Annotated in this window: 23 protein-coding genes and 1 pseudogene; 13 read left to right on the top strand and 11 right to left on the bottom strand. The window is 66.5% G+C overall.

Going from position 1 to position 23845, the window contains the following annotated elements; all coding sequences use genetic code 11:
• Window positions 1-3: 3 nt before the first annotated feature.
• The 3 genes from ACQCS0_RS02020 to ACQCS0_RS02010 all read right to left on the bottom strand — a co-directional run bounded on the left by ACQCS0_RS02020 (window position 4) and on the right by ACQCS0_RS02010 (window position 2008).
• Window positions 4-810 (bottom strand): glycerophosphodiester phosphodiesterase, encoded by an 807-nt coding sequence (locus ACQCS0_RS02020; RefSeq protein WP_354155497.1) that lies wholly within the window; start codon window positions 808-810, stop codon window positions 4-6.
• A gap of 27 nt (window positions 811-837) precedes the next feature.
• Complete coding sequence (locus ACQCS0_RS02015; RefSeq protein WP_354155498.1) at window positions 838-1086, bottom strand: hypothetical protein; 249 nt, start codon at window positions 1084-1086, stop codon at window positions 838-840.
• 103 nt (window positions 1087-1189) lie between these two features.
• The gene (locus ACQCS0_RS02010; protein ID WP_354155499.1) at window positions 1190-2008 is read right to left on the bottom strand and encodes an HAD family hydrolase; all 819 of its coding nucleotides are present in this window, start codon (window positions 2006-2008) and stop codon (window positions 1190-1192) included.
• Between the two features lie 126 nt (window positions 2009-2134).
• On the opposite strand from ACQCS0_RS02010, the gene ACQCS0_RS02005 reads away from it, so the two are divergent.
• A complete protein-coding gene (locus ACQCS0_RS02005) occupies window positions 2135-2269 on the top strand; it encodes a hypothetical protein (protein WP_354155537.1) in 135 nt (44 codons plus the stop codon).
• A gap of 151 nt (window positions 2270-2420) precedes the next feature.
• Here the strand turns inward: ACQCS0_RS02005 and ACQCS0_RS02000 are convergent, their stop codons facing one another.
• On the bottom strand, window positions 2421-3110 hold the full coding sequence (locus ACQCS0_RS02000) for a metalloregulator ArsR/SmtB family transcription factor (RefSeq protein ID WP_354155500.1): 690 nt from the start codon (window positions 3108-3110) through the stop codon (window positions 2421-2423).
• Window positions 3111-3247: 137 nt separating this feature from the next.
• Here ACQCS0_RS02000 and ACQCS0_RS01995 point away from each other — a divergent pair, with 137 nt between their 5' ends.
• Window positions 3248-3814 (top strand): OsmC family protein, encoded by a 567-nt coding sequence (locus ACQCS0_RS01995; RefSeq protein WP_354155501.1) that lies wholly within the window; start codon window positions 3248-3250, stop codon window positions 3812-3814.
• Window positions 3815-4413: 599 nt separating this feature from the next.
• On the opposite strand, the gene ACQCS0_RS01990 is transcribed toward ACQCS0_RS01995, so the two are convergent.
• Window positions 4414-5352: a PfkB family carbohydrate kinase gene (locus ACQCS0_RS01990; protein ID WP_354155503.1), complete on the bottom strand. Its 939-nt coding sequence runs from the start codon at window positions 5350-5352 to the stop codon at window positions 4414-4416.
• A gap of 65 nt (window positions 5353-5417) precedes the next feature.
• Here ACQCS0_RS01990 and ACQCS0_RS01985 point away from each other — a divergent pair, with 65 nt between their 5' ends.
• The 9 genes from ACQCS0_RS01985 to nagA all read left to right on the top strand — a co-directional run bounded on the left by ACQCS0_RS01985 (window position 5418) and on the right by nagA (window position 16950).
• A complete protein-coding gene (locus ACQCS0_RS01985) occupies window positions 5418-7196 on the top strand; it encodes a sialidase family protein (protein WP_426939997.1) in 1779 nt (592 codons plus the stop codon).
• Between the two features lie 141 nt (window positions 7197-7337).
• Window positions 7338-8960: an ABC transporter substrate-binding protein gene (locus tag ACQCS0_RS01980; protein ID WP_354155505.1), complete on the top strand. Its 1623-nt coding sequence runs from the start codon at window positions 7338-7340 to the stop codon at window positions 8958-8960.
• Window positions 8961-9125: 165 nt separating this feature from the next.
• Window positions 9126-10082, top strand: coding sequence for an ABC transporter permease (locus ACQCS0_RS01975; RefSeq protein WP_141139074.1), 957 nt, complete (start codon window positions 9126-9128; stop codon window positions 10080-10082).
• A 3-nt stretch (window positions 10083-10085) separates the two neighbouring features.
• A complete protein-coding gene (locus ACQCS0_RS01970) occupies window positions 10086-12221 on the top strand; it encodes a dipeptide/oligopeptide/nickel ABC transporter permease/ATP-binding protein (protein ID WP_354155506.1) in 2136 nt (711 codons plus the stop codon).
• Window positions 12218-13024, top strand: coding sequence for an ABC transporter ATP-binding protein (locus ACQCS0_RS01965; protein ID WP_354155507.1), 807 nt, complete (start codon window positions 12218-12220; stop codon window positions 13022-13024). The genes ACQCS0_RS01970 and ACQCS0_RS01965 overlap by 4 nt, the downstream gene beginning before the upstream one ends.
• Before the next feature lie 37 nt (window positions 13025-13061).
• Window positions 13062-14003: a dihydrodipicolinate synthase family protein gene (locus ACQCS0_RS01960; protein WP_354223461.1), complete on the top strand. Its 942-nt coding sequence runs from the start codon at window positions 13062-13064 to the stop codon at window positions 14001-14003.
• Window positions 14004-14006: 3 nt separating this feature from the next.
• Window positions 14007-14954, top strand: coding sequence for an ROK family protein (locus ACQCS0_RS01955; RefSeq protein WP_426939074.1), 948 nt, complete (start codon window positions 14007-14009; stop codon window positions 14952-14954).
• 59 nt (window positions 14955-15013) lie between these two features.
• Entirely contained in the window at window positions 15014-15697 is a 684-nt protein-coding gene (locus ACQCS0_RS01950) for an N-acetylmannosamine-6-phosphate 2-epimerase (RefSeq protein ID WP_426939073.1), read from the top strand.
• Window positions 15694-16950 carry an N-acetylglucosamine-6-phosphate deacetylase gene (gene nagA, locus ACQCS0_RS01945; RefSeq protein WP_426939072.1) on the top strand — a complete coding sequence of 419 codons (1257 nt, stop codon included), beginning with the start codon at window positions 15694-15696 and terminating at the stop codon, window positions 16948-16950. Before ACQCS0_RS01950 ends, nagA begins: the two co-directional genes overlap by 4 nt.
• A gap of 378 nt (window positions 16951-17328) precedes the next feature.
• Here the strand turns inward: nagA and ACQCS0_RS01940 are convergent, their stop codons facing one another.
• The 6 genes and pseudogenes from ACQCS0_RS01940 to merA form a co-directional block, all read right to left on the bottom strand.
• Complete coding sequence (locus tag ACQCS0_RS01940; RefSeq protein WP_426939071.1) at window positions 17329-18729, bottom strand: MBL fold metallo-hydrolase; 1401 nt, start codon at window positions 18727-18729, stop codon at window positions 17329-17331.
• A 104-nt stretch (window positions 18730-18833) separates the two neighbouring features.
• A pseudogene (locus ACQCS0_RS01935) lies at window positions 18834-18983 on the bottom strand (thiol reductase thioredoxin); the annotation flags it as partial.
• 25 nt (window positions 18984-19008) lie between these two features.
• Entirely contained in the window at window positions 19009-19767 is a 759-nt protein-coding gene (locus ACQCS0_RS01930; protein ID WP_354160974.1) for a sulfite exporter TauE/SafE family protein, read from the bottom strand.
• Window positions 19764-20381 carry a rhodanese-like domain-containing protein gene (locus ACQCS0_RS01925; protein ID WP_426939070.1) on the bottom strand — a complete coding sequence of 206 codons (618 nt, stop codon included), beginning with the start codon at window positions 20379-20381 and terminating at the stop codon, window positions 19764-19766. Before ACQCS0_RS01925 ends, ACQCS0_RS01930 begins: the two co-directional genes overlap by 4 nt.
• Window positions 20382-20545: 164 nt before the next feature.
• Entirely contained in the window at window positions 20546-20668 is a 123-nt protein-coding gene (locus ACQCS0_RS01920; protein ID WP_426939069.1) for a hypothetical protein, read from the bottom strand.
• 276 nt (window positions 20669-20944) lie between these two features.
• Entirely contained in the window at window positions 20945-22387 is a 1443-nt protein-coding gene (gene merA / locus ACQCS0_RS01915) for a mercury(II) reductase (RefSeq protein WP_426939068.1), read from the bottom strand.
• A gap of 276 nt (window positions 22388-22663) precedes the next feature.
• Between merA and ACQCS0_RS01910 the strand changes: the two genes are divergently transcribed.
• A complete protein-coding gene (locus ACQCS0_RS01910) occupies window positions 22664-23053 on the top strand; it encodes a heavy metal-responsive transcriptional regulator (RefSeq protein ID WP_354223488.1) in 390 nt (129 codons plus the stop codon).
• A 90-nt stretch (window positions 23054-23143) separates the two neighbouring features.
• Entirely contained in the window at window positions 23144-23824 is a 681-nt protein-coding gene (locus ACQCS0_RS01905) for a haloacid dehalogenase type II (protein ID WP_354155517.1), read from the top strand.
• The last annotated feature ends 21 nt before the right edge of the window (window positions 23825-23845 follow it).

The following is a 23845-nucleotide window of genomic DNA, read 5'->3' as shown; positions in this document are numbered from 1 at the left end:
GGGTCAGCCGCCGGGCCACTGGCCACGTTCCCGCAAGACCTGCTTCAGGAGATCCGCGCGGTCCGTCACGATCCCGTCCACGCCCAGGTCAAGCAGCCGGTGCATCTCAGCCGGGTGGTTGATGGTCCACACGTGGACCACCAGGCCCAGGGCGTGCGCCCGCCGCACATAGGCAGGCGTCACCACGCGGACCGCCCCGTAGCGGACCGGAACCTGCAGGGCCTGGACATCGCGCAACGGCCCCCGCAGCGCCAGGCGCAGCCAGGCCGCCGGAAGCACCGGGCCCAGCAGGACAAACAGCGCATTTGTCACCATCCCTGCCGAGGAGGCCACCGGACGGCTCAGCATTTTCAGCACCGCCCGGCGTCTGCGGTCTGAGAAACTGGCCACCAGGACCCGGTCATGCGCACCGTGCCGTTCGATGCCGGCAGCCAGGCTTTGCACCGACTTCCAGTCTTTGACGTCCAGGTTCAGCCGGGCAGCCGGGAAAGCTGTCAGCAGGTCGTCAAACAGCGGCACGGGCTCGCGCCCGCCGATCCGCGCGGTGGAAACCTCAGCGGCGGTCAGCTCCGAAATCCGGCCACGGCCGTCTGTGACCCGGTCCAGGGTGTCGTCGTGGAAGAGCAGCAGCACGCCGTCGGAGGTGGTGTGCACATCCGTCTCAAGGTACTCATAGCCAAGTTCGGCGGCGGCCCGGAACGCGGCCATCGAGTTCTCCAGCCCTGCCCGGGAGAATCCGCGGTGGGCCAGGGCAATGGGACGCGGGGGACGGCCAGCACCGTCAGAAGCATCAAAAAACGGCTCAGTCACGTTTTCGAGCGTACCGGAGCCGCCGGGCTATGCGTCCTGCGGCACAATCTCCACGCTGTCGCTGCAGTGCAGCAGCGTACGGCCGTGGCCGTCGTCGAGGTCCACCCACACAGCGGTGTGGTCCCACGTGATGGCATCCACGAACCCGCCGGTTTCGTATCCTGGGGTGAGGCGGACGCGCACGCGGTCACCCTCTTTCAGTGCCTTCCAGTGCGCAGCCGGCTCTGCCGGGCGCAACGGCTCGTCGACCGCGCGTTGGTTACCGTTCCTTGCCATGACTGCCCCTTCAGCTGCGGATGATTGTCCGTAACCCACGGTAGGTGGCAAATGTGAACGGAAGGTGAGCGGCAGCTGTGAATTCCTGGCCCGGAAGCCGGGGTCAGGAGAGCTTTACCCCCAGCGCCGCGAGCCTGGCTTCGAGGATCTGGGCCACGCCATCGTCGTCAAAGTGCGGTGCCTGCTGCCCGGCCGCGCTGATGGCGTCCGGATGGCCGCTGGCCATGGCGTACCCGTGGCCCGCCCAACGCAACATCTCGACGTCGTTGGGCATGTCCCCGAACGCCACGACGTCGGCGGCGTCAATGGACAGCGCCTTGGCGTATTCGGCCAGGGTGACGGCTTTGTTGACGCCGGGAAGAGACAGTTCAAGCAACGCCACCGTCGGTGCGGAGTGCGTGGCGGACGCGAGATGGGTGACGGCGGGCCGCACGGCTGCCAGGAAGTCGTCCGCGGTGCCATCCCTGACAATTGCCAGGAACTTCACGACGGCGTCGTCCGGGGTGAGCGTTTCGGCCAGCGGGGCGGGGGTAAATTCGGCCAGCAGCTCGCTCGAACCGTTCTCGATGAAACCGGGCTCCAGATGGAATCCGGTCAGGGTTTCCGCGGCGAAGAACGCGGCGGGGCGCAGTTCCTTGATGATCCGCCGCAGTTCCAGCACCGCGTCCATGCCCAGCGTCCGAGCGGACACCAGCCGGTCCGCTTCGAGGTCCCACACCACGGCGCCGTTGGAACAGATGACCGTGCCGGTGTGGCCTAGCTGTTCCTCCAGCGGGTGGAGCCAGCGCGGCGGGCGGCCGGTGACAAAAACAAGCTCGATGCCGGCCTCCCGGCAGGCATGGAAGGCCCGGACGGTGCGGTCGCTGATCTTTCCATCGTGCCCAAGAATCGTTCCGTCAATATCACTTGCTACCAGCCGCATCCTGCCAGTCTACGTGGGGCTTGGGGTTTCCCGGTCCGTGCCGCTTCGTCCCGGACGACTGGGCCGTTGGAGTCGGCCCACGACGTTCTTTGACGCCGCGCTACGTTCTGTTGAGCCTGCGCGTCGTTGCGTGAACGTCCGCGCGAACACCCGGACACCGTGAGGCCACTGCTGCGCGGCCACGTTAAATCTGTCGAGTGGCTGAACGGCGCGGCTGCCGGCGAGAAGGCCAGCGTCATCAACGCTGCACGCAAGGAGTAGCCAGGACTTCATCGATTGCTCCTCACCGGCCCCCTCGCCCTTTTGACCCCTCACAACGGCGGTTACGGAGCAATGGATGAGGCCAGAACCCAGCTACTCGGCGACCAGGCTACACCGTGCGCGACCGCAGCGACGCGCTCGAAGGCGGCGGCTATCCCGGCGCGCCGGACTTGCGCGGCGCGCCATCCTCGACGGGCAGCCCGGCCTCAGCCCACTCGGGATAGCCCTCCTCGAGCCTGGCGGCAGGCATACCCTGTTCCCGCAGCGTCCGCACCGCCTCGTCGGCGAACACGCAGTACCGTCCGCGGCAGTACGCCACGATGATGCGGCCGTGCGGCAGGTCCTTCATCCTCCCCGCCAGCTCTCCGACAGGAACCGAAACCGCGCCCCGGATGTGGCCGGAGCGGAATTCGCGCTCAGGCCGCACATCGAGAACTACTACATCTCCCGCGGCCATTCGGTTGGTCAGCTCAGCCCGGGTCAGGGAGTCCAAGGCCGCCCTGTCCCCCAGGTAGGCCTCGGCGAGTTCGTCGAGTTCTGCGACATGCTCGGCTGCAACCTCCCGCACGGCCGCCCAGAGTCGCGTGACCGCGGTGCCGCTGAGTCGGTAATAGATCCGCGTTCCTTCGCGACGGGTGCGCACCAGGCCCGCCCGCAGGAGCTGCTGAAGATGCTGCGAAGCATTGGCGATGCTCTGCCCGATTTCCTCGGCAATTTCGTCCACAGGGCGCTCACCCTGGGCCAGGACATCCACTATCTCGGCGCGCCGACCACTGCCAAGGACCTTGGCCACGGAAGCAAATGCATCAAACAGCTTGTCCTTTGCCGGCCTGTCACTCATGCCCGATCCTCCGCAAATCATATTCAAGTAGGTACTTGACAAGATATACCCACCGGGTGTGGTATTCAAGTATTCACTTGAATACCCCCGGGGCCGCGCCACGGACCCGGGACAACCCGGAAAAGAGGCGAATTGCGATGGAATCGACAGCGACCATCCGCAATGGCATTGACGTCGACCAGCTACTGGGGACCATCGATGCGATCCAGGCAGATCCCACCCAGGGCAGCTTTACGTTCAGAGCCACCAGCACCTGGCGCGGCGGCACCCACAACTCGGGAAAGATCCTGGGATTCACCCATGCGGGGGAACCCGACACCACCCGGACCGGAGACTTCACGATCGAGGGTGACGAACCTCCCGTGCTCCTCGGAAACAACGCCGGACCCAACGCCGTCGAACTGCTGCTGCAGGCCCTGGGCTTCTGCTACGCCGTCGGATACGCGGCCAATGCGGCCGCCCAGGGCATAGAAATCAGTTCACTGGAGTTCCACGTCGAAGGCGATCTGGACGCCCGGCCCTTCCTCGGCCTCGAAGGACCTCGGCCCGGATTCACCGCCATCCGTGCGCAGGCACGGGTCTCCAGCCCGAATGCCACCCCGGAGCAGCTTCAGTCCCTGTGCCGGTATGTCCAGGACACGTCACCGGTCCGCGACTGCCTGGCCAACCCGGTTCCGGTTGAAACCACCCTCGAAATCGTATGAAGCACGGGTAGAGCCATGGACATGGGAACAGTTGCAGTTGACCGAAGCGAGCTTGAGGACAAGGTCAAGCAGGTCTACAGGGCGGTGGCCCAAAACCCCGTTGGCAAGTACCACTTCAAGATGGACGCGGTCTTGCGGGCAACTGGAGAAGGCCGACGGCCTGCGGAAAGGGCGGCTTTCCCCAGGTCGCCTTCGCGCACGGGTACATCGAAGAACTCCCCTTCGACGATGCCAGCTTCGACTGCAACATTGATCTCTGGGCCGCCTGCATCGGTGGCGCCACGCAGGAAGACACCTACCAGGAATTGATCGCCGGCAGCGGGTTCGCGCTGGAAACGCTCCGGACGAATCCTTATGAGTTCCTCTCCGACAGCGCCCGTGCGGCGACTACGAAGTACGGCGTCAGGAGCCTCTCGATCCTGGCGTATGCCGGCTGACCTGCGGCACGTCGCCTTCGGAATTGCGCCACGCATAAGGATCCCCAAGCGCTCCGGTTGCGGTGAGGGCAGATGTCTCATCGGATTGCGTGCCGTTGCCTCCGCGTGGCCAAATCCTATGGAGCTCCGGGCCAGCGCTGCAGTTTCTTCTGCATTTCTTCCTCACTCCCCCGGAACCGAGTTCAGCTCGGCACGCGAGGGCGGGTTGGCCCCCGGGCGGGAAACCGTGACGGCCGCCGCGCGGGCAGCGTGGGCCAGGAGCTCAGCCAGGCCCTCGGCCGGAAGCTCGCGCAGGTCCTTTCGGTTCTGCGCGCCGTCCAGGCCCCGATCCACGATCCCCGAAAGCAGCGCGGCCATAAAGGAATCACCAGCGCCCACCGTGTCGGCCACTTCCACACGAGGCGCGTCAATCGCCGCTTCACCGGCAGCCGTAATTCCCCACGGACCGGCCGCGCCGCGCGTGACCACTACCAGGGCAGGCCCCTCGGAACCGCCCAACGACAGCCAGCGGCGCGCCGATTCCAGCACGTCCACACCCGGGTACAGCCACTCCAGGTCCTCGTCCGAGGCCTTGACCACGTCCGAAAGGGTGACAAATTTCTCCGCCTGTTGCCGCGCATAATCCACGTCGGTGATGATGCTGGGCCGGCAGTTGGGATCGAAACTGATCGTGGCGGCGGGGTGGGCGTGCTCGACGGCGGCCAGCACAGCCGCGGCGCCCGGCGCCAGCATCGTAGCGATGGAGCCGGTGTGCAGCAGCGTGGTTCCCTGCAGCATATAGGCGAGGCGGTCCGCCAGGCCGGGAAGCTCCCAGGCGAGGTCGAACGTGTAGGTGGCGGCGCCGTCGTCGTCAATTACGGCGGTGGCCACGCTGGTAGGCAGCTCATCGGGGCCAAGCGGCAGCATAACGGAGCTGGAGCGCAGGTGCGCCGCCACCGACTCCCCGTAGGCGTCGCGGCCGTAGCGGCCGATGAACTGCACGGGATGGTCAAGGCGGGCCAGGCCCACCGCGACGTTAAGGGGGCTGCCGCCCACGTGGGCTTCGATTCCGGAGGCGCGCTGGACAACGTCAACAAGGCCCTCGCCTATTACTGTGAGCATGCTCATACTCTGCCAGACATGAATCCGCCTACACAGGCGTGTTACGCGTCCCCTATCATGGAGATATGACATCCCATGTCCTGCAGCCAATGTCGGCTGCCATGCCCGACGTCGAACACGTGCTGGCGGTCCGGGGCGCCGGAGGCTACCGGCAATACAGGATCCCCGCCCTCGCCGTTTCGCGGCAGGGCACCCTGCTGGCCGCCTACGACGGCCGCCCCAACCTCGATGACCTGCCCAACCCGATTGACCTCCTGCTCCGGCGCAGCACGGACAACGGCCGGACCTGGGGCAAACAGCAGGTAGTAAGGACTGGCCGCGGCCTCAATGGCTACGGCGATCCGAGCCTCCTGGTGGACGCTGAGACCGGCCGGATCCTTTTGTTCCACGCCGCCGGAACGCACGCCGGATTCTTCGAAGCCGCGGCCGGGTTGGAGCCCGACGACGATGTGCAGCACTGCGATCTCAGCTACTCGGACGACGACGGCCTGACCTGGCAGCACCGCCGGATCACCGCCCAGCTTAAGCTCCGGCCGCCCCTCCGCCCGCGTGAGCCTAGTACGGACGAGCCGGACATCACCGGGATCTTCGCCGCGGCCGGGCAGGGCATCCAGATCCACACGGGCCCGTACCGCGGCCGGCTGGTCCAGCAGTTTGTGGTCCTGGCCGGCGGCGAGATCATGGCCGCTTCCGCGTACAGCGACGACCACGGCAGCACCTGGACGCTCGGGGAGCTCATCGGCGCCGGGACGCACGGCCATGCCCCCAACGAAAACAAGGTTGCCGCGCTCCAGGACGGCCGGCTGCTGCTGCAAAGCCGCGGCACACCGCGCCGCCTTGCGGCACTATCGGACGACGGCGGGGCCACCTGGAGCGCCCTTCGCGCCGTCGAGGACCTCCCGGACCCGGGCGATAACGGCTCACTGGTCCGCTTTGACGGCCTGCCGTCCCTGACTGCATTCGCCGGCGAGGCCACGGATACATGGCTACTGGCAACCAACAACCAGGACACCGCGCTGCGGCGGAACACGGTGATTAGCCTGTCCACCGATAACGGGCGCAGCTGGCCCGCCAAGCTGGTCCTGTGCCCAGGCAGCTCGGCGTATTCGACGGCAACCCGGCTCCCCGACGGCAACATCGGCGTCCTCTACGAGCGCCAGGGCTACCGGGAAATCGTGTTCGCCTCGGTGCCTGCGTTGCAACTCACCGCCCAGCTCACCGCCCGCATTCCCGGCGGCTCCGGCAGCGCCGACACTGGGAGCCCCGCCGGGGGCACCCCGCCCGGGTCCACCGGCGGGGTAAGCGCGCCAAATGACGGCGACGGCCTTGTGTTCGACATGGAACTGCGGTCCATCACGCCCGGCCGGCCGACGGTCTGGCAGAACGCCGGCGAGTTCCACCTGTTGCAGTCCGGCGGCGAGGACTGGGGCGTGCACACCTGGAAGGAAATCGGACAGGGCTACTCGGCCGAGGCTGCGCAGGTCATCGGCACCCGGGAGGCGCAGGACCTGAACTACGGCCCCATCATTCCCGGCTACAAGGCCGGGGACATCCTGGCCTTCACGGGCAGGGCGCGCAATGACGGATCCCTGCCGGTGGCCGCGGTCCGGCTGTCCGGTCCCAGCTCGGACGCCTTTCCCGCGACGGATCTTGACCCCGGGGAAGAAGCCCTGTATTTCACCCCGGTGTACACCGTCACCAGGGCCGATGTGGCGCGCGGCTACGCCGAGGTGGCCTACGAGGTGACGTTTGAAGTGACCGGCGAGCGCGGCGGCACTGCCGAGCGCCGCCGTCGTGCTTTCAGGTTTGACACTGTCTCAGGCGACGTCAGCGCGACCGGGTGAGAGAGCGTTCGCCGAAAGCCCGCAGGAAGTGGAAAGCGTTACGAAGTTGGCGCTTGACGTGAACCTGTGATGACGCTTACAGTCGACATACGAGCTCGGACGTCCTACATCCGATAAACCTTCTGGAATGGCGAGGCCCTCATGAACAACATCACCAAGAACCTGCCGCTGGTCAATGACGCCAGCCGCCGGAACTTCCTCAAGCTCACCGGTGCCATGGGCGCCGCTGCAGCATTCACCGCCTCTGTCGCCGCGTGCGGCAGCCCGGCAGCTACCACCACCGGCGACTCCGCGAGCGCTGCGGCAGTCAACAAGGACCTCACCATCGAGGCGGGCATCTCCTATGCCCTCTCCACCGGCTTCGACCCGCTGAGCTCCTCAGGCGCCACTCCGATGGCCGCCAACCTGCACATCTTCGAAGGCCTCATCGAACTGCACCCGGCCACCCGCGTGCCGTACAACGCGCTGGCGGCCTCGGACCCCAAGAAGGTCAACGACACCACCTACCAGGTGACCATCCGCGAAGGCGCCAAGTTCCACGACGGCACCCCGGTCACCACCGAAGACGTCGCCTTCTCCTTCACCCGCGTGATGGACCCGGCGAACAAGTCCCTGTTCTCGCAGTTCATCCCGTTCATCCAGGACGTCAAGCCCCTGGATGCCAAGACGGTTGAGTTCACCCTCAAGTACGCCTTCCCCGGCTTCGGCCCCCGCATCTCCGTGGTCAAGGTTGTTCCCAAGGCCTTGGCCCAGGACCTCAAGGCCTTCGACGCCAAGCCCGTCGGCACCGGCCCCTACAAGCTCATCTCCGCCGCCAAGGACGACAAGATCGTCTTCGAAGCGTTCGCAGACTACAACGGCCCCAAGCCGGCACTGGCCAAGGGCATGACCTGGCTCCTGCTCTCCGACGCCGCTGCCCGCGTCACCGCCGTCCAGTCCGGCCGCGTCCAGGCCATCGAGGACGTCCCCTATCTGGACATCGACGGTTTGAAGTCCAAGGTCAAGGTTGAATCCGTCCAGTCCTTCGGCCTGATGTTCCTGATGTTCAACTGCAACAAGGCCCCGTTCAACAACAAGCTGGTCCGCCAGGCACTGCACTACGGCCTGGACAAAGAAGCCATCATCAAGAAGGCCCTGTTCGGCAACGCCAAGCCCGCCAGCTCCTACTTCCAGGAAGGCCACCCGGACTACGTCAAGGCCAAGAACGTCTACGGCTACGACGTCAACAAGGCCGAAGACCTGCTCAAGCAGGCCGGTGTCACGAGCCTCGAATTCGAGCTGCTCACCACGGACACTGCCTGGGTCAAGGACGTTGCCCCGCTGATCCTCGAATCCTGGAACAAGATCCCGGGCGTCAAGGTCTCCGTCAAGAGCATCCAGTCCGGCGCGCTGTACACCGACCGCGTCGGCACCGGCGACTACTCAGTGGTCGCAGCCCCCGGCGACCCCTCAGTCTTCGGCAACGACGCGGACCTGCTCCTGAGCTGGTTCTACTCGGGCGCCACCTGGATGGAGAAGCGCGCCTACTGGACCGCCCCGGAACGCGCCAAGCTGCAGGAGCTCATGAACAAGGGCTCCCAGGCTGCCGCAGCAGACGCCAAGAAGATCACCGGCGAAATTGTGGACCTCGTTTCCGATGAAGTTCCGCTGTACCCGATCTTCCACCGCCAGCTGCCCTCCGCCTGGGACGACAAGAAGCTCAACGGCTTCAAGCCGCTGCCCACCACCGGCATGTCGTTCATCGACGTCGGCCGCACCGCCTAAGCTGCGCTGAGAACCAGCGCAGCACCCCGGGGCCTCCCGGGGAAACGGCATCACGAACTCGACGCAGCGGAGGGGCTGTGGCCCGCCGGCCATGGCCTCTCTGGGCTCGAAAGCACCACCCGTGCAGCGGCCCCCGCGGCACAACCAAACAAACCGGAGAACAAATTGGTCACGATATTGCGTCTGCTTGGCCGCAGACTCGCAGCACTGCCATTGATGATCCTGGGCATCACCCTGCTCGTCTTCCTTGTCCTGCAGGCCGCTCCCGGCGACCAGGCAAGCTCCGCCCTCGGCGACGGCGCCAGCGAAGAAGCGAAGCAGCAGTACCGCCAGGAAAACGGCTTGAACGACCCGCTGGTCATCCAGTACTTCAGCTTCCTCGGCAAGCTGCTGCAGCTGGACCTCGGCGTCACCACGCCGCCGGCAAAGTCGGTGGCCTCCATGATCGGCTCCGCGTTCCCCCTGACGCTGCAGCTGACCTTCCTGGGCGTGCTGATCGCAATCGTCCTGTCCCTGACCTTCGGCATCCTCGGCGCCCTCTACCGCGACAAATGGCAGGACCAGCTGGTCCGCGTTTTCTCGATCGCCGCGATCGCCACGCCTTCGTTCTGGCTGGGCATCCTGCTCATCCAGTGGTTTGCCCTCGGCGCCAGCCCCCTGTTCCCCTCCGGGGGAATCGCGACGCCGGAATCCGGCTTCGGCGGCTGGCTCAACTCGATGGCCCTCCCGGCCCTGGCCCTCGGCATCCCGGTCTCCGCCTCGCTGATCCGCGTGGTCCGCACCTCGATGGTGGAGGAGCTGGACCGCGACTACGTCCGCACCGCCATCGGCAACGGTGTCCCCTACCGCGAAGTGGTCTCCAAGAACGTCCTCCGCAACGCACTGGTGACTCCGGTGACCGTGCTGGGACTCCGCGTGGGCTACCTGCTCGGCGGCGCCGTCGTGATTGAAATGATCTTCGCCCTGCCCGGCATGGGCCAGCTGATCCTCAACGGCATCACCAACCTGGACGTCAACCTGGTCCAGGGCGTGGTGCTCACCATCTCGGTCACCTTCGTTCTGGTGAACATCGTGGTGGACCTCCTGTACCTGCTCATCAACCCCCGAATCAGGACGGTATAGCCCATGCGTAGCAAGCTTGCTGAACGGCTGAGTGCCCCGGGCCTCCGTTTCAAGGCCCTGCCTTGGGGCTCCCGCATCGCCCTCCTCTTCCTCATTATGATCGTCCTCTCCGCCGTGTTCGCGCCCGTCATCGCGCCGCACGATCCGCTCGAGACCTTCATCCCCGCTACCCCGCCGGGAGCTGAGCACTTCTTCGGCACCGACCGGTTGGGCCGCGACATCTTCTCCCGCCTGCTCTTCGGCGCCCAGTCCTCACTGATGATCGGCCTCGGCGCCGTCATTCTGGCCATCCTGGCAGGCGCCCTGCTGGGTTCCTTCGCCGCCACATCCAGCAAGGCCGTCAACGAACTGATCATGCGCCTGATGGACATCCTGATGGCGTTTCCGGGCATCGCCCTGGCCGCAGTGCTGCTGGCCGCGTTCGGCAACTCGGTTCCCACCATCATCATCGCGATCGCCATCATCTATACCCCGCAGCTGGCCCGCGTGGTCCGCGCCAACGTGCTCTCCCAGTACGGCGAAGACTACGTCCGCGCCGAGCGTGTGATCGGCGCAGGCCGCTTCTACATCCTGCTCAAGCACATCGTCCGCAACACCGCGGCCCCCGTACTGGTGTTCGCCACGGTGATGGTGGCCGACGCCATCATCCTCGAAGCCTCACTGTCCTTCCTCGGCGCCGGCGTCCAGGACCCCGCACCGTCGTGGGGCAATGTGATCTCCTACGGCCGCAACCTGGTCCTGTCCGGCGGCTGGTGGGCCACCACCTTCGCCGGTGTGACCATCCTGCTCACCGTCCTCTCGCTGAATATCCTCGCCGAGGGCCTCACCGACGCCATGGTGAACCCGAAACTGCGCAAGGCACCTGCAGTAAAGGACGACGACGGCGCATCGGCTGTTGTGTCCGGCGCAGCGGTGGGTGCCGGCGTCGACACCCAGATCGGCACTTCCGTGGCCCAGCCTTCGGTGGTGGAAGAACACGAGCTCGACGGCGTGCGCGCCGCCTACGGTGACGTCCTCACCGAGGAGCACTACAACGAGGCAGCCATCCTCTCCGATCCGAAGCTGGCCGCGGCGAACCCGCACCTGTTGCTGGACAAGGAACTGGAACTGCTTTCCGCCATCGAGGCTACGCGCACCGACCGACTCCCCCAGGTACCGGCCGGAGCGCGCAACGTCCTCGAGGTCAGGAACCTGTCCATCCGCTTCCCGGGCCGCTTCGGCGACACCGCGATTGTGGACAACGTCTCCTTTACGGTCCGCGAAGGCGAAACCATGGGCCTGGTGGGCGAATCCGGCTGCGGCAAGTCCATCACGTCCCTCGCGGTCATGGGCCTGCTGCCCAAGACCGCGCAGGTCACCGGGTCCATCAAGTTCGACGGCAAGGAACTGCTGGATCCGGCCACCAGCCACAGCAGCGTCAAAGCCTACGAAGGCCTGCGCGGCGAGCAGATCGCCATGGTCTACCAGGACGCCCTGAGCTCCCTGAACCCGTCCATGAAGATCAAGGACCAGATGGAGCAGCTGACCAAGCGCGGCGGCCGCAAGACCCCCACCGAGCTGCTGGAACTGGTCAGGCTCGATCCGGTCCGGACGCTTGCCAGCTACCCGCACGAGCTCTCCGGCGGCCAGCGCCAGCGCGTCCTGATCGCCATGGCCCTGTCCCGTTCGCCGAAGATCGTGGTTGCCGATGAGCCCACCACCGCACTGGATGTCACGGTCCAGAAACAGGTAGTGGACCTGCTCAACGAACTGCGCGAACAGCTCGGCTTCGCCATGGTCTTCGTCAGCCACGACCTCGCCCTGGTGGCCTCCCTGGCCCACCGCATCACCGTGATGTACGCCGGCCAGGTGGTGGAATCCGCACAGGCTTCGGAACTGCTGCAGAACCCCAAGCACGAGTACACCCGCGGCCTGCTCGGCGCTGTCCTCTCCATCGAGGCCGACGCCGTGCGCCTGCACCAGATCCCCGGCACCGTCCCGTCCCCGCGGGACTTCGCCCCGGGAGACCGCTTCGCCCCGCGTTCACTGCGGTCCGACGCCGACCCCAACCAGCAGCTGGTCCTGACGTCGGCGGGAGCCGCCAACGGCGGGGACGCGGACCACTATTGGGCGAGCCATCTGAAGGAGGATGCAAAGTGAGCGAATCAACCGGCAAACCGGTCATCGAGCTCAAGGGCGTCAAGGTCTACCACCACGCACGTGGCGGCGGGCTCTTCCGCCCGAACATCGTCAAAGCGGTCGACGGCGTCGACTTCACCATCAGCCGCGGCGAAACCGTGGGCATCGTGGGTGAGTCCGGCTGCGGTAAGTCCACACTCGCGTCCGTGCTTGTGGGACTGCAGCCGCCGACGTCGGGCGAGGTCCTGTTCCACGGCAAGCCCGCCATCAAGCGCAACGCACAAATGCGCAAGGAATTCGGCCGCTCCGTGTCCGTGGTCTTCCAGGACCCCGCCACGGCGCTGAACCCGCGCATGACCGTCCAGGACATCCTCACCGACCCGCTGCAGATCCACGGCATCGGCAACGCCGCATCCCGTGCGGCGAAGGTCAAGGAACTGCTGGCCGTCGTGGGCCTGCCGCAGTCCGCTGCAGAAGTCACGCCGTCGCAGGTTTCCGGCGGCCAGCGCCAGCGTGTGGCGATTGCCCGCGCCCTGGCGCTGGATCCGGACATTATCGTGGCGGACGAGCCGACGTCGGCCCTTGACGTCTCCGTCCGCGCCCAGGTGCTGAACCTGCTCTCGGACCTGAAGACCCAGCTGAACCTCGGCATGGTTTTCATCTCGCATGACATCCAGACCGTCCGCTACGTCTCGGACCGCATCTGCGTTATGTACTTCGGCAAGATCGTCGAGCAGGGCACCGCGACCCAGGTCTTCGACAGCCCCACCAACGACTACACCAAGAAGCTCCTGGGCGCCGCCCCGAGTCTGCTCCACATCTAGCCTTCCCGCCATAAATTTTCGTCTAAACCATCAATATTTGGAGAACTCTGTGACCACCGTCGCTTCCCGTTTCCAGGGCGTCATTCCGCCCGTCGTAACCCCACGCACCGCCGAAGGCGCCATCGACGTAGCGTCGCTGGAAAACGTCACCAAGCACCTGCTCGACGGCGGCGTCAGCGGCCTGTTCGTGCTGGGTTCCTCCGGCGAGGTCACCCACATGACCAACAGCGAGCGCGACCTCGTCGTGCAGACCGTGGCAGGCGTGAACGCGGGCCAGGTGCCGGTCATCGTGGGCGCAGTAGAACAGACCACCAACCGCGTCATTGAGGAAGCCAAGCGCGTCATCGCGCTGGGCGCCGACTCGATCGTGGCCACCAGCCTGTACTACGCCATCTCCAACGCCCAGGAGAACAACACGCACTTCCGCTCCATCGCCGCCGCCGTCGACGTTCCCGTCTTCGCCTACGACGTGCCGGTGCGCACCCACTTCAAGCTGCCCACCGACCTTTTGGTCGAGCTGGGCCGCGACGGCGTCATTGCCGGTGTGAAGGACTCCTCCGGCGACGACGTCTCGTTCCGCCAGCTGCTGCTGGCCGCCAAGGACATCCCCAACTTCGACATCTTCACCGGCCACGAAGTGGTTGTGGACGGCGCCCTCCTGGGCGGCGCCCAGGGTGTTGTTCCGGGCCTCGGCAACGTTGACCCCGCCGGCTACCGCCGCCTGTTCGACGCCGCGCAGGCCGGCGACTGGGCCCAGGCCGCAGCCGAGCAGGACCGCCTGGCCGACGTCTTCGAGATCGTCTACACCCCCAAGGCCGGCCGCATGTCCGGCAACGCCGCGGGTCTGGGCGCTTTCAAGACCGCCCTGCAGCTCATGGGCATCATCAAGACGAACGTCATGAGCGCCCCCATGCTCTCCCTGGACGAGGCCGAGACCAAGGCAATCCGCGTCATCCTGGAACGCAACGGCCTGGTGTAGAAAATGATGTACGCGATCGGTGTCGACCTTGGGGGTACTAAGACTGCTGCCGGGGTTGTGTCCGGGGACGGGGAGGTCTTGTTTTCAGAAACCATTCCCACCCTGAACCGGGACGGCGGCGACGCGATCCTGGACGCTACTGCGGCGCTCATTTCTTCCCTCATGTCCCGGGCTCAAGCAGAGAACCTGGACATGGTGGGGGTCGGGGTTGGCTCGGCAGGGGTCATCGATGCCGGACGAGGTGTGGTGGTGTCGGCTACGGATGCCATTCTCGGGTGGGCCGGAACCAAGCTGACCGCAGGGTTGGCCGCCCGGCTTGGCCTGGCGCCCGGGGCTGTGCAGGCAGTAAACGATGTCCACGCGCACGCCCTGGGCGAGTCGTGGACGGGTGCCGCCGCAGGAACCACCAGTTCGCTCCTGGTGGCGTTCGGCACCGGCGTCGGCGGCAGTTTTGTCCTGGCCGGGCACCCGGTCCTGGGTCACCGGTACGCGGGCGGACACGTGGGCCACTTCGCCTCCCCGTACGCTTTCGACGAAGGTCTGCCCGTTCCTTGCGTCTGCGGCGGCGCCGGGCACGTTGAGGCGATCGCCTCCGGGCCTGCCATCCGTGAGGCGTACGTGCGTCTGGGCGGCAACGAGCCGGCGCTGGACGCCCGCGGCGTCTTTGCCCTTGCCGGCGCCGGCGATGCCGTGGCCATCAAAGCTGTGGGCATGGGCGCCGCCGCGGCAGGGCAGGCGGTGGGAGGTCTCGCGAATATCCTGGACCCCGAGGTAGTGGTGGTTTCCGGCGGGTTGTCCGACGCCGGCGCCCCCTGGTGGCGCCCCATGGAACGGGCCTTACGCGCCGAACTCCTGCCGGCCCTGCTCAGCCTCCCGGTCCTGCCCGCTAAACTCGGCAACGCAGCAGCAATGGTGGGCGCCGCGCGCCTGGTGCTCACCACTCCGTCCTAAGCACCCCGCCCCAACCCGATCTTCAACCCGCTCCGCCAAACCTTCCAGAGGACCCGACCGTGATTCTGACCCCCGAAGCCCTCGAAGCCCTGCGCGGGCAACTCATCGTCTCCTGCCAGGCGTATCCGGGCGAGCCCATGCGGGACCCGCGCACCACGGCGCAGGTGGCCGCCTCCGCCGTGATCGGCGGCGCCGCTGCTATCCGCGTCCAAGGCCTGGCCGATGTGCAGTTCACGCGGGCAGCGGTTGAGGTTCCGGTGATCGGGCTTTGGAAGGACGGGCACGACGGCGTCTTCATCACTCCCACGCTCTGCCACGCTTTGGCGGTGGCCAACGCGGGCGCACACGTGGTGGCGATCGACGGCACGCGACGGGAGCGTCCGGACAGCCTGACCCTGGCCCAGACGGTGGCGGGCATCCATCAGGATTCCCACGCGCTGGTCATGGCGGACTGCGGCTCGTTCGACGACGCTGCCGCAGCGGTCGCGGCCGGGGCCGACCTGATCGGCACCACGCTTTCCGGTTACTCCGGCGAGCGCCCCAAGACGCACGGCCCCGACCTGGAACTGCTGGAGCAGATCGCCACTGCCAGCTTCGGCGTGCCGCTCATCGCCGAAGGCCGCCTCCACTCCCCCGCCCAGGCCCGGCAGTGCCTCGACGCCGGCGCGTTCGCCGTCGTCGTCGGAACCGCGATCACGCACCCGGCCACCATCACCGGCTGGTTCGCCGAGGCCCTGAAGTGAATCCGCCGCGGGAACAGACACAGCCCACCGCCGCCGAGGCCGGGACCTATTTGCTGGCCAGCACGGTCCTGACCGGCGGCTCGGCCCAGGCCGACGCCGTGGTGGCCGTCGCGGACGGCCGGATCGCGTATGTGGGGCCCCGTGCGGGCCTGGACGAGGCATCGCTGCCGGGCCTTGAAGAACTTAACCTTCCGCCGGGCAGCATGATTCTGCCCGGCCTCGTAGACCTGCACTGCCACGGCGCCGTGGGCGGCGACTTCCCCAGCGGCGATAGCGGGGCTGCCAGGACCGCCGTGGACTTCCTGCACCGCAGCGGCACCACCACGCTGCTGGCAAGCATGGTTACGGCGTCCCGCGAGGACCTGATGCGTAGCCTGGCAACCCTGCGGCAGCTCGCCGACGAAGGACTCATCGCGGGCATCCACGCCGAAGGGCCGTTCCTCTCCCATGCACGCTGCGGCGCCCAGGATCCGCGGTACCTGCTCAAGCCGGACCTCCCCATGCTGGCCGAGCTGCTGGCCGCGGCCGGCGGCCACCTGCGGACAATGACCTACGCGCCTGAACTTCCCGGTGCCGGCGCCGTGGTGCGCACGCTCGCCGAGCACGGCGTCACACCGTCGCTGGGCCACACTGACGCGGACGCACGGACGACGGCGGCCTCCCTCACCGAGGCGGCGGAGTTGCTGGCGGCCTCCGGTCTGGGGACCGTATCGCGCCCCACCGTCACGCACCTCTTTAACGGCATGCCACCGCTGCACCACCGCAGCCCCGGACCCGTCGCCGCGTGCCTCCGGCTGGCCGGTGCCGGCACGATTGCCGTCGAACTCATCGCCGACGGCGCGCACCTGGACCCCGAAACGGTCCGGATGGTCTTCGAGCTGGTAGGCGCGGAGAACGTGGTCCTGGTGACCGACTCCATGGCCGCCACCGGATTGCCCGACGGCGACTACGAGCTGGGCCCCGCAGCCGTCTCCGTCAGCGGTGCCGTGGCCCGGCTCAGCAACGGCACGCTCGCCGGCGGGACGGCCACAATGCTGGACGTTCTGCGGCGGACCATTGAATCCGGGGTGGAGCCGGCCGCCGCTGTTCTGTCAGCCACGGCGGTGCCGGCGGCCATCATCGGCCGGGAACACGAAATCGGAAGCCTCCGCGCGGGCCTGCGTGCCGACGTCCTCGTAGTGGACCGCAGCTTCCGCCGCGTCCTGGTCCTGCGCGCCGGCCGCACTCTGGGACGCCCCGCCGTCGGCGTTTAACGCGGCACGTGGGCCGATCGTGCCCAGCAGCTCGGACCGTCCGGCTACCTGCTGGTACTGCCGTAGCTGACGATCTCCGGGGCGGCTAAGGAGCTCTACCGCCCGAAGAGTTTGGCGAAAAAGCCCCTCGCGGACCGGCTCTCCCGCGCGTGACCGAGGCAGCGCTGGGAGCTGGGAACTCCGCGCAGGACTTCGTCTACGTGTTGGCCGCATCCGGCCCACGCCGTCTTGTGGCATTTATCGCATTTCACTGCCCGGCACATGTGATTCTCCTTGGTTGGTAAGTCGCTGAACAGGGGGGTGCGTGGCACGGGTGGAACGCACCCGCACAACCGCACCCTGGTTTTACTTAGTTGGTGTTCGCACCGCTACGCCTGCTTAGACAGCAGGAACGCTGTTCTGCCAGGCGTTCCAGGCGGCGTAGCTGCCGTCGAGTTCGACGACGTCGTACCCGGCGCGGCGGAGGGCGCTGGCAGCCACGGAGTTCCGTACGCCGGACTGGCAGTAGCTCACGATGGTGCCCTCGGCCGGGAGTTCGTCGAGGTGCCACATGGCGCGGCCGCCACTGAGCTGGTGTGAGCCGGGGATGTGCCCGGCGGTGTGCTCGGTGCGGTTGCGGACGTCCAGGACCATGGCCGCCTCGAAGCCGGCGAGGTCCTCGGCCTGGATAAGCTTGGGTATGAAGGTGGGCAGACCGTCGATGCTGGTGAGGTAGCCGGCAACGTTGTCGATGCCCACGCGGACCAGGTGATCCCACATGTCGTGCGCGGATTCCTGGTCGGCGGCCAGGAGCACCAGCGGGTTCTTGTCCGTCTCCGGGTTTACCACCCAGGCGCCGTAGCTGGCCCCGGACTTCGCGGCCGGAACGTTCAGGGACCGGGCCACGGTGCCCCCGTGGACTTCGCTGTTCGGGCGGCTGTCGATGAAGGTGACCTTGTCCTCGGAGAGGTCTTTCGCGACCATTTCGGGATTCAGTTCCTGTAGCGGAGCGCGTTCCCCCATGACGGCCGGGCCCACACGGTTTTCGCGCTTCATCCGGCCGAAGTAGGCGTGGGCGTCGGGCTGGCCCTCGAGGAGTTCGTCGATGAAGCCCTGCTCGTCGTTGGTGGCGAGGTAGGGGCCCCACCAGGCGTAGAGACGCTCGTAGCCGACGGTGGAGGAGGGGATGGCGCCGAGTGCCTTGCCGCAGGCGCTGCCGGCGCCGTGAGCAGGGTGGACCTGGACGTAGTCCGGCAGGGTCAGGAACTTATCCCGCAAGCTGGCGAATAACTGCTTGGCGCTCTCGAATCGGGTGTCGACGCCGCCGGCGGCTTCGTCGAGCAGGTCAGGGCGGCCCAGGTCACCGGAGAAGACGAAGTCCCCGGAGAGCAGGTAGCCGGGCTGGTCGCTGAATGCGCCGTCGGTGACCAGGAAGGACAGGTGCTCCGGGGTGTGGCCCGGGGTGTGAACAGCCTGGATGCTGATGTTGCCGACGGTGATCTTGTCACCGTCGTGAAGGCGTTCGCCGTCGAATTCGTACTGCCAGTCCGGCCCGCCTTCACCGGAGACGTAGATTTTCGCGCCGGTGGCGGCTGCGAGTTCGCGGGTGCCGGAGAGGTAGTCGGCGTGGATGTGGGTTTCGGTGACGGCCACGATCTTCATGCCGTTCTTCTCGGCCAAGTACTGGTAAACGGCGATGTCGCGGCGGCCGTCGACAACGACGGCCGTGCCGTTGGCCTGGCAGCCGATCAGGTAGCTGGCCTGGGCAAGGTCCTCGTCGTAAATACGCTCGATAAGCATCTGTTGTTCTCCTTCAGGTGAAAGGGGATCGGGAGGTTCAGTTCTCAACCTAGTATATACCCCCAGGGGTATCCCGCAATTGAGTAGGTGCCAAATCGGATTCCCTACTGGATAGCTCGTTCAAGTTTGTCCACGTCCAGGTTCTTGACGGCTTGGATGACTTCGTCGAGTCCGGCGGCGTTGAGTGCTCCGGGCTGGGAGAAGACGAGGGTGTTGTCCTTGGAGGCCATGAGGGTGGGGATGGAGGTGATGTTCGGGTGTTGTACTTGTTGGGTGGCGTCAGGCGGTGAGGGTGCCGGCGGTAACCCACGCCGCGACAGCGAAGATGAGTACCGCGAAGGATATGCGGATGTGCTTGTCCTGCAGGCGGCGGGCCAGGCGGGCGGCGAGGACGGAACCCAGGATGGCCGGGACCGCGAACGCCAGGGTGGTGGCCCAGTCGATGGTGTAGCCGGCGGCGTGGGCGCTGAAGCCGGCGGCGGAGTTAATGATGATGATCGCCAGGGAGGTTCCGACAGCCTGCTTCATCCGCAGGCCCAGGAAGATGGTCAGCGCGGGGGTGATGAGGAACCCGCCGCCTACCCCGAGCAGTCCGGTGAGGAATCCTACGAGCAGGCCCACCGCCACGGCCTTCGGGGCGCAGGACCGGAAAGCCCGGTGGGGGCCGGTGCTGCAGGACCCTTCGGACTCGCGGGGCTTCATCAGCATCCGGATGCCCGCAGCCACCATGATCACGGCAAACCCCAGCATCAGGATATTCGGATCCAGCAGCTTGCCTACGGCCGCGCCGGCCCAGGCCGCCGGAATACCGGCGGCCCCGACCAATGCGATCACGGGCCAGTTCAGGCCCTCCCGGATCCGGGGAAGCAGGGCTGCCAGCGAAGACACCCCCACTACCAGCAGAGAGGTGGGGATGGCCTGCGCCGGACTCATGCCCATCCCGTACACCAAAGCTGGAACGGCGATGATCGACCCGCCGCCGCCCACTACGCCCAGGACGATCCCGACGACGAGCCCCAGACCCAGGGCCGGAATCATGCCGCGGCGTCCTCTTCTGCGGCCGGAACGGGAAGCTGCAGGATAGCGCTTTCTCGGGTGGGCTCCGTGGCTGCCTTGTTCCACGGCATGGCCGAGAGGGCCTTGCCCATGGCGCAGGTGTTGGTCGCGGCCGAGAACGTCAGGCCGGTGCCGATGGCGCCGGCCAGCATGCGGATCTTCGGGGAGACGAACCTGCCCCCGGCCAGGCCCAAAACCACCAAGGAACCCGCGGCCAGGCGGACTTGGCGCTCAAGGTCCCAGCGGTCCTTGCCCTTGACCACGTCGCCGCCGGCCGCGTCGAAGCCAGGAACGCCGCTGGTGAGGACGTAAGCAGTGTCCAAGCCGACGGTCGCCATGCGCTGGCGGGCCTGCTCGGCCCGTACCCCGGACTGGCAGACCAGAACCACTCGCGAACCCAGCCGCGCGGCGAGCTCGTCAGTGTGCTCGGACAGCAACGGCAGCGGCACATTGTAGGAGCCGCGGATATGCATGGACTCGAACTCCGCGGCGGAACGCACATCGATTACCACCAAATCCCGGTGCTCTTTAAACCAGGACTGAAGGGTCTCCGGGGCAAGTGCCTTAACGGCGGCTGCTTTGGAAGGGGACGTCATTGAAGGCCTCTCGGGAGGGGTCGGGTGGATACCCACCGATATTACAGATACCCCCCGGGGTAGTCAAAACACCCTGGGGGGTATAAAGTCATGAAACACCCGCGAGCTATTCTGGAGCATCCCTTGGAGCTGAATCCCACACAACTCACCCTGTGATCAACCCCCTAAAGCGCGCACAGGGCCATTTCGCCGCCGTCTCGAAGGCCTTCGACCGGGCCGGATTCGCCATCATTGAGGTCTTGGCCGTTGGTGGATACGCGAGCGTGACCGTTCAGCAGCCCGGTCATGGTCTTGAACGTACCGGCTATCCCCCCACCGGATTCTGTTGATCGAAGCAACACCTTCTTTCAAGGTGGTTCGACATGTATCTCAGTCCCTTGTCAGCAGCAGGCGTCCGGTCTTTTGACTCGGTAAAGCACGGGCATGGTCTCAAACCGTCAGCCCGACATGCTGGCAGCGAGAGTGCCCTCGCTGGCTCTGTCCGGTGGGGTCAGACGGTCGGTGAGTTGGATGAAGCCAGTGGTTCATGGCGGTTCCTTCTTCCGGCGTGGCGGGGGCCGGGGTCAGGATGCGCAGCAGGAAAGTTTGGAGACGTCCGTGGTGAAGGACTGGGCGGCGATCTTGATCCCTTCGGCCATGGTCAGGTAGGGGCTCCACAGGTTTGCTACCTGGTCCACGGTCATCCCGGCTTCCAGGATGTAGACCCCGGCCGCGGCCAGGTCCCCGGCGTCCTTGGCGACGGCCGTGATTCCCACGATGCGTCCGGTGTCCGTGTCCGCGACGATCTTGATGAAGCCGCGGGTGTCCCTGTTCACCAGGGCTCGGGGAACGTACTCCAGAGGCAGGACCCGGCATTCGCACCGGATGCCGGCGTCGTTGGCTTCCTTGTCCGTCATCCCGACCGCGGCCAGGGCCGGGCTGGTGAAGGTGACCCGGGGCAGGTGCCGGTAGTCAACCTCGCGGCCGGCGTTGTTGAAGGCGTTCTCCACCACCAGGGAGCCGTGGGAGGCTGCGACGTAGACGAATTCGCGGTGTCCGGTCACATCCCCGGCGGCCCAGATCCGGTCATTTGAGCTGGCCAGGGTGTTCTGCACGAGGATTTCGCCCCGGTCACCGGTTTTGACACCGACGGTGTCCAGGTTCAGGCCGTCCGTGACCGGTCGGCGTCCCGTGGCGACCAGCACCCTGGCGGCCCGGAATTCCTCCTGGCCGCCGGAGACGGCCGCGGTCGCGACGATTCCGCCGGTGGCCGGGTCCGTGCGCACCGAGGACACGGCCGCGCGGCGGACGACGCGGATACCCTCATCGGCGAAGACACCCATCAGGGCCCGGGAAGCCTCGGGTTCCTCGGCCGAGGCCAGCCGGGAGCGGACCAGCATGGTTACCTTCGACCCGAGCCGGGCGAAGAGTTGGGCCTGTTCCAGGGCCACGTACCCGCCGCCGATGACCAGCAGGGAGTCTGGGACCTCCTCGAGTTCCATCGCGGTGGTGGAGGTCAGGTAGCCGGTGTCCGCCAGTCCCTCGATCGGGGGTGCCCACGGGGCGGACCCGGTGGCCACCAGATAGTGCGCGGCCCTTACGGATTCCCGGGCACCGTCCTGTCCGGTAATTTCCAGGACCGGATCTTTCTGGGTGCCGGCGAACACGGCATTGCCCTGGCGCAGCTCCCAGCCGTAGTCCGCGATCAGGTCCACGTACTTATCCGACCGCATCGTCTCCACCAGGGAACGCTTCCCGCCGATCAGCCCGGCCATGTCCACGGGAGCGGCGGAGGTGCTGATGCCGGGGAACCTGCCGGATGCGTCCAGGGCAACATGCCTGGCCTCTGCCGCCGCGAGGAGTGCCTTTGAGGGAATACAGCCGGTGTTCACGCAGGTCCCGCCCACGGTGGAACGCTCGATCATCAGAACCCGTTTGCCGAGGTTGGTCGCCCGGATCGCGGCGGCGAACGCCCCGCCCCCGGAGCCGATGACGGCCAGATCAAAATCAGGTGTTGGTTCAGACATGAATCCTCCAAAGTCGTACTGCAGCGCCGTCCCGCAAGCCCGCGACGGTGCCTCGTGTGTGGGTCTGCCCCCAGTCTGCACCTTCCACCAAGGGGGAAGGTCAAGAGGCGTACCCGCACCCGCAGGGAACCGCGGAGCCCTGACCCGCCTTCACTCACCCGAAAAGGTGGGCTTCCCTAGGCCCGGGGCGGCGCACACAGGGTCCTGTGCCCGTTCTTGACCTTCCACTAAACTGGAAGGTCAAGAGGGAAATCCCCCCGGGACAAGAGGTGCATGATGCGTATTGGCGAAACCGCCGCAGCCGCCGGCTTGACGGCCAAGACCCTGCGGTTCTACGAGGACCGGGGCCTGCTGCCGGCCGCCGACAGGGCGCCGAACGGATACCGCGACTACCCCCAGGAAACGGTCAGCCGGCTGGAATTCATCCGCCGCGGCCGCACCGCCGGGCTGACACTGGCCCAGATCGGAGACATCCTCTCCGTCCGGGACACCGGCCAGGCCCCCTGCGTACACGTGAAGGATCTGCTGGCCAAACAGCTCCGCAACCTCGACACCCAGATCGCAGAACTGTCCGCACTGCGGGCAACCGTCGCCGAACTCCATCACGCCGCGGCAGCAGGGGACCCCGTATCCTGCGACCCCGACCGCATCTGCAGCTACCTCTAACGAGGGCCAATGCCAGTTCGCCGCTACTGAATTTCCCCAGCGCCCGGCAGAATTGCACCCGAGACGTACACGCGACCAGAAGGAGAACCCATGACCACCGCAATCTCTGTCATTGTCTTTGATGTCAACGAAACCCTGTCAGATATGTCGCCCATGGGGGAACGCTTCAGCGAGGTGGGGGCTCCGGCCGAACTGGCCAAACTCTGGTTCGCTTCGCTGCTGCGTGACGGCTTCGCACTGACGGCCAGCGGAGACAACGGATCGTTCGCCGCCATCGGGGCCGACGCACTCCGGGGACTTCTGACCGGGATGAAGCTTAACCGCCCTCTCGAGGCGGCGGTCGACCATGTCATGGGCGGTATGGCCGGCCTTGGGGTACATCCGGATGTCCCCGGGGGGATCAGGGCCCTCGCCGCTGCAGGGTTCCGGCTGATTACGCTCAGCAACGGCTCAGCCCAGATCGCAGGGAATCTGTTCAGCGAGGCCGGGATCCGGGAAGCGTTTGAGTCCCTGCGCTCGGTCGAAGACGCGCCCGCCTGGAAGCCTGCCCGTGCCTCTTATGAATATGTCGCCGCCGCTTCCAAGGCCGACCCAGCCGGCATGCTGCTGGTGGCCGTGCATCCCTGGGACATTCACGGCGCCGCCCGTGCCGGGCTGCATACAGCGTGGCTGAACAGGACCGGGGGCAGCTACCCTGGCTACTTTGAAGCTCCTGAATTAATCATCACAGCCCTGACCGAACTTCCCGCGGCTCTGGCAGCAGCGCACTGACGAGGGCCGTGCCCCCGGCCC

Source organism: Pseudarthrobacter sp. S6 (genome assembly GCF_050156575.1).
Taxonomy (GTDB): Bacteria; Actinomycetota; Actinomycetes; order Actinomycetales; family Micrococcaceae; genus Arthrobacter.
Note: the sequence above shows the minus strand (reverse complement) of the source record. Positions and strands in the feature narration are given on the sequence as shown.

Coding starts and splice junctions, on each gene's coding strand:
- ACQCS0_RS01990 (WP_354155503.1), bottom strand. CDS start 5,352: ATGCTCACAGTAATAGGCGAGGGCCTTGTTGACGTTGTCCAGCGCGCC.
- ACQCS0_RS01905 (WP_354155517.1), top strand. CDS start 23,144: ATGACCACCGCAATCTCTGTCATTGTCTTTGATGTCAACGAAACCCTG.
- ACQCS0_RS01985 (WP_426939997.1), top strand. CDS start 5,418: ATGACATCCCATGTCCTGCAGCCAATGTCGGCTGCCATGCCCGACGTC.
- ACQCS0_RS01910 (WP_354223488.1), top strand. CDS start 22,664: ATGCGTATTGGCGAAACCGCCGCAGCCGCCGGCTTGACGGCCAAGACC.
- merA (WP_426939068.1), bottom strand. CDS start 22,387: ATGTCTGAACCAACACCTGATTTTGATCTGGCCGTCATCGGCTCCGGG.
- ACQCS0_RS02010 (WP_354155499.1), bottom strand. CDS start 2,008: ATGCGGCTGGTAGCAAGTGATATTGACGGAACGATTCTTGGGCACGAT.
- ACQCS0_RS01930 (WP_354160974.1), bottom strand. CDS start 19,767: ATGATTCCGGCCCTGGGTCTGGGGCTCGTCGTCGGGATCGTCCTGGGC.
- ACQCS0_RS02015 (WP_354155498.1), bottom strand. CDS start 1,086: ATGGCAAGGAACGGTAACCAACGCGCGGTCGACGAGCCGTTGCGCCCG.
- ACQCS0_RS01925 (WP_426939070.1), bottom strand. CDS start 20,381: ATGACGTCCCCTTCCAAAGCAGCCGCCGTTAAGGCACTTGCCCCGGAG.
- ACQCS0_RS02000 (WP_354155500.1), bottom strand. CDS start 3,110: ATGAGTGACAGGCCGGCAAAGGACAAGCTGTTTGATGCATTTGCTTCC.
- ACQCS0_RS01920 (WP_426939069.1), bottom strand. CDS start 20,668: ATGACCGGGCTGCTGAACGGTCACGCTCGCGTATCCACCAACGGCCAA.
- ACQCS0_RS01980 (WP_354155505.1), top strand. CDS start 7,338: ATGAACAACATCACCAAGAACCTGCCGCTGGTCAATGACGCCAGCCGC.
- ACQCS0_RS01995 (WP_354155501.1), top strand. CDS start 3,248: ATGGAATCGACAGCGACCATCCGCAATGGCATTGACGTCGACCAGCTA.
- ACQCS0_RS01940 (WP_426939071.1), bottom strand. CDS start 18,729: ATGCTTATCGAGCGTATTTACGACGAGGACCTTGCCCAGGCCAGCTAC.
- ACQCS0_RS01970 (WP_354155506.1), top strand. CDS start 10,086: ATGCGTAGCAAGCTTGCTGAACGGCTGAGTGCCCCGGGCCTCCGTTTC.
- ACQCS0_RS01955 (WP_426939074.1), top strand. CDS start 14,007: ATGATGTACGCGATCGGTGTCGACCTTGGGGGTACTAAGACTGCTGCC.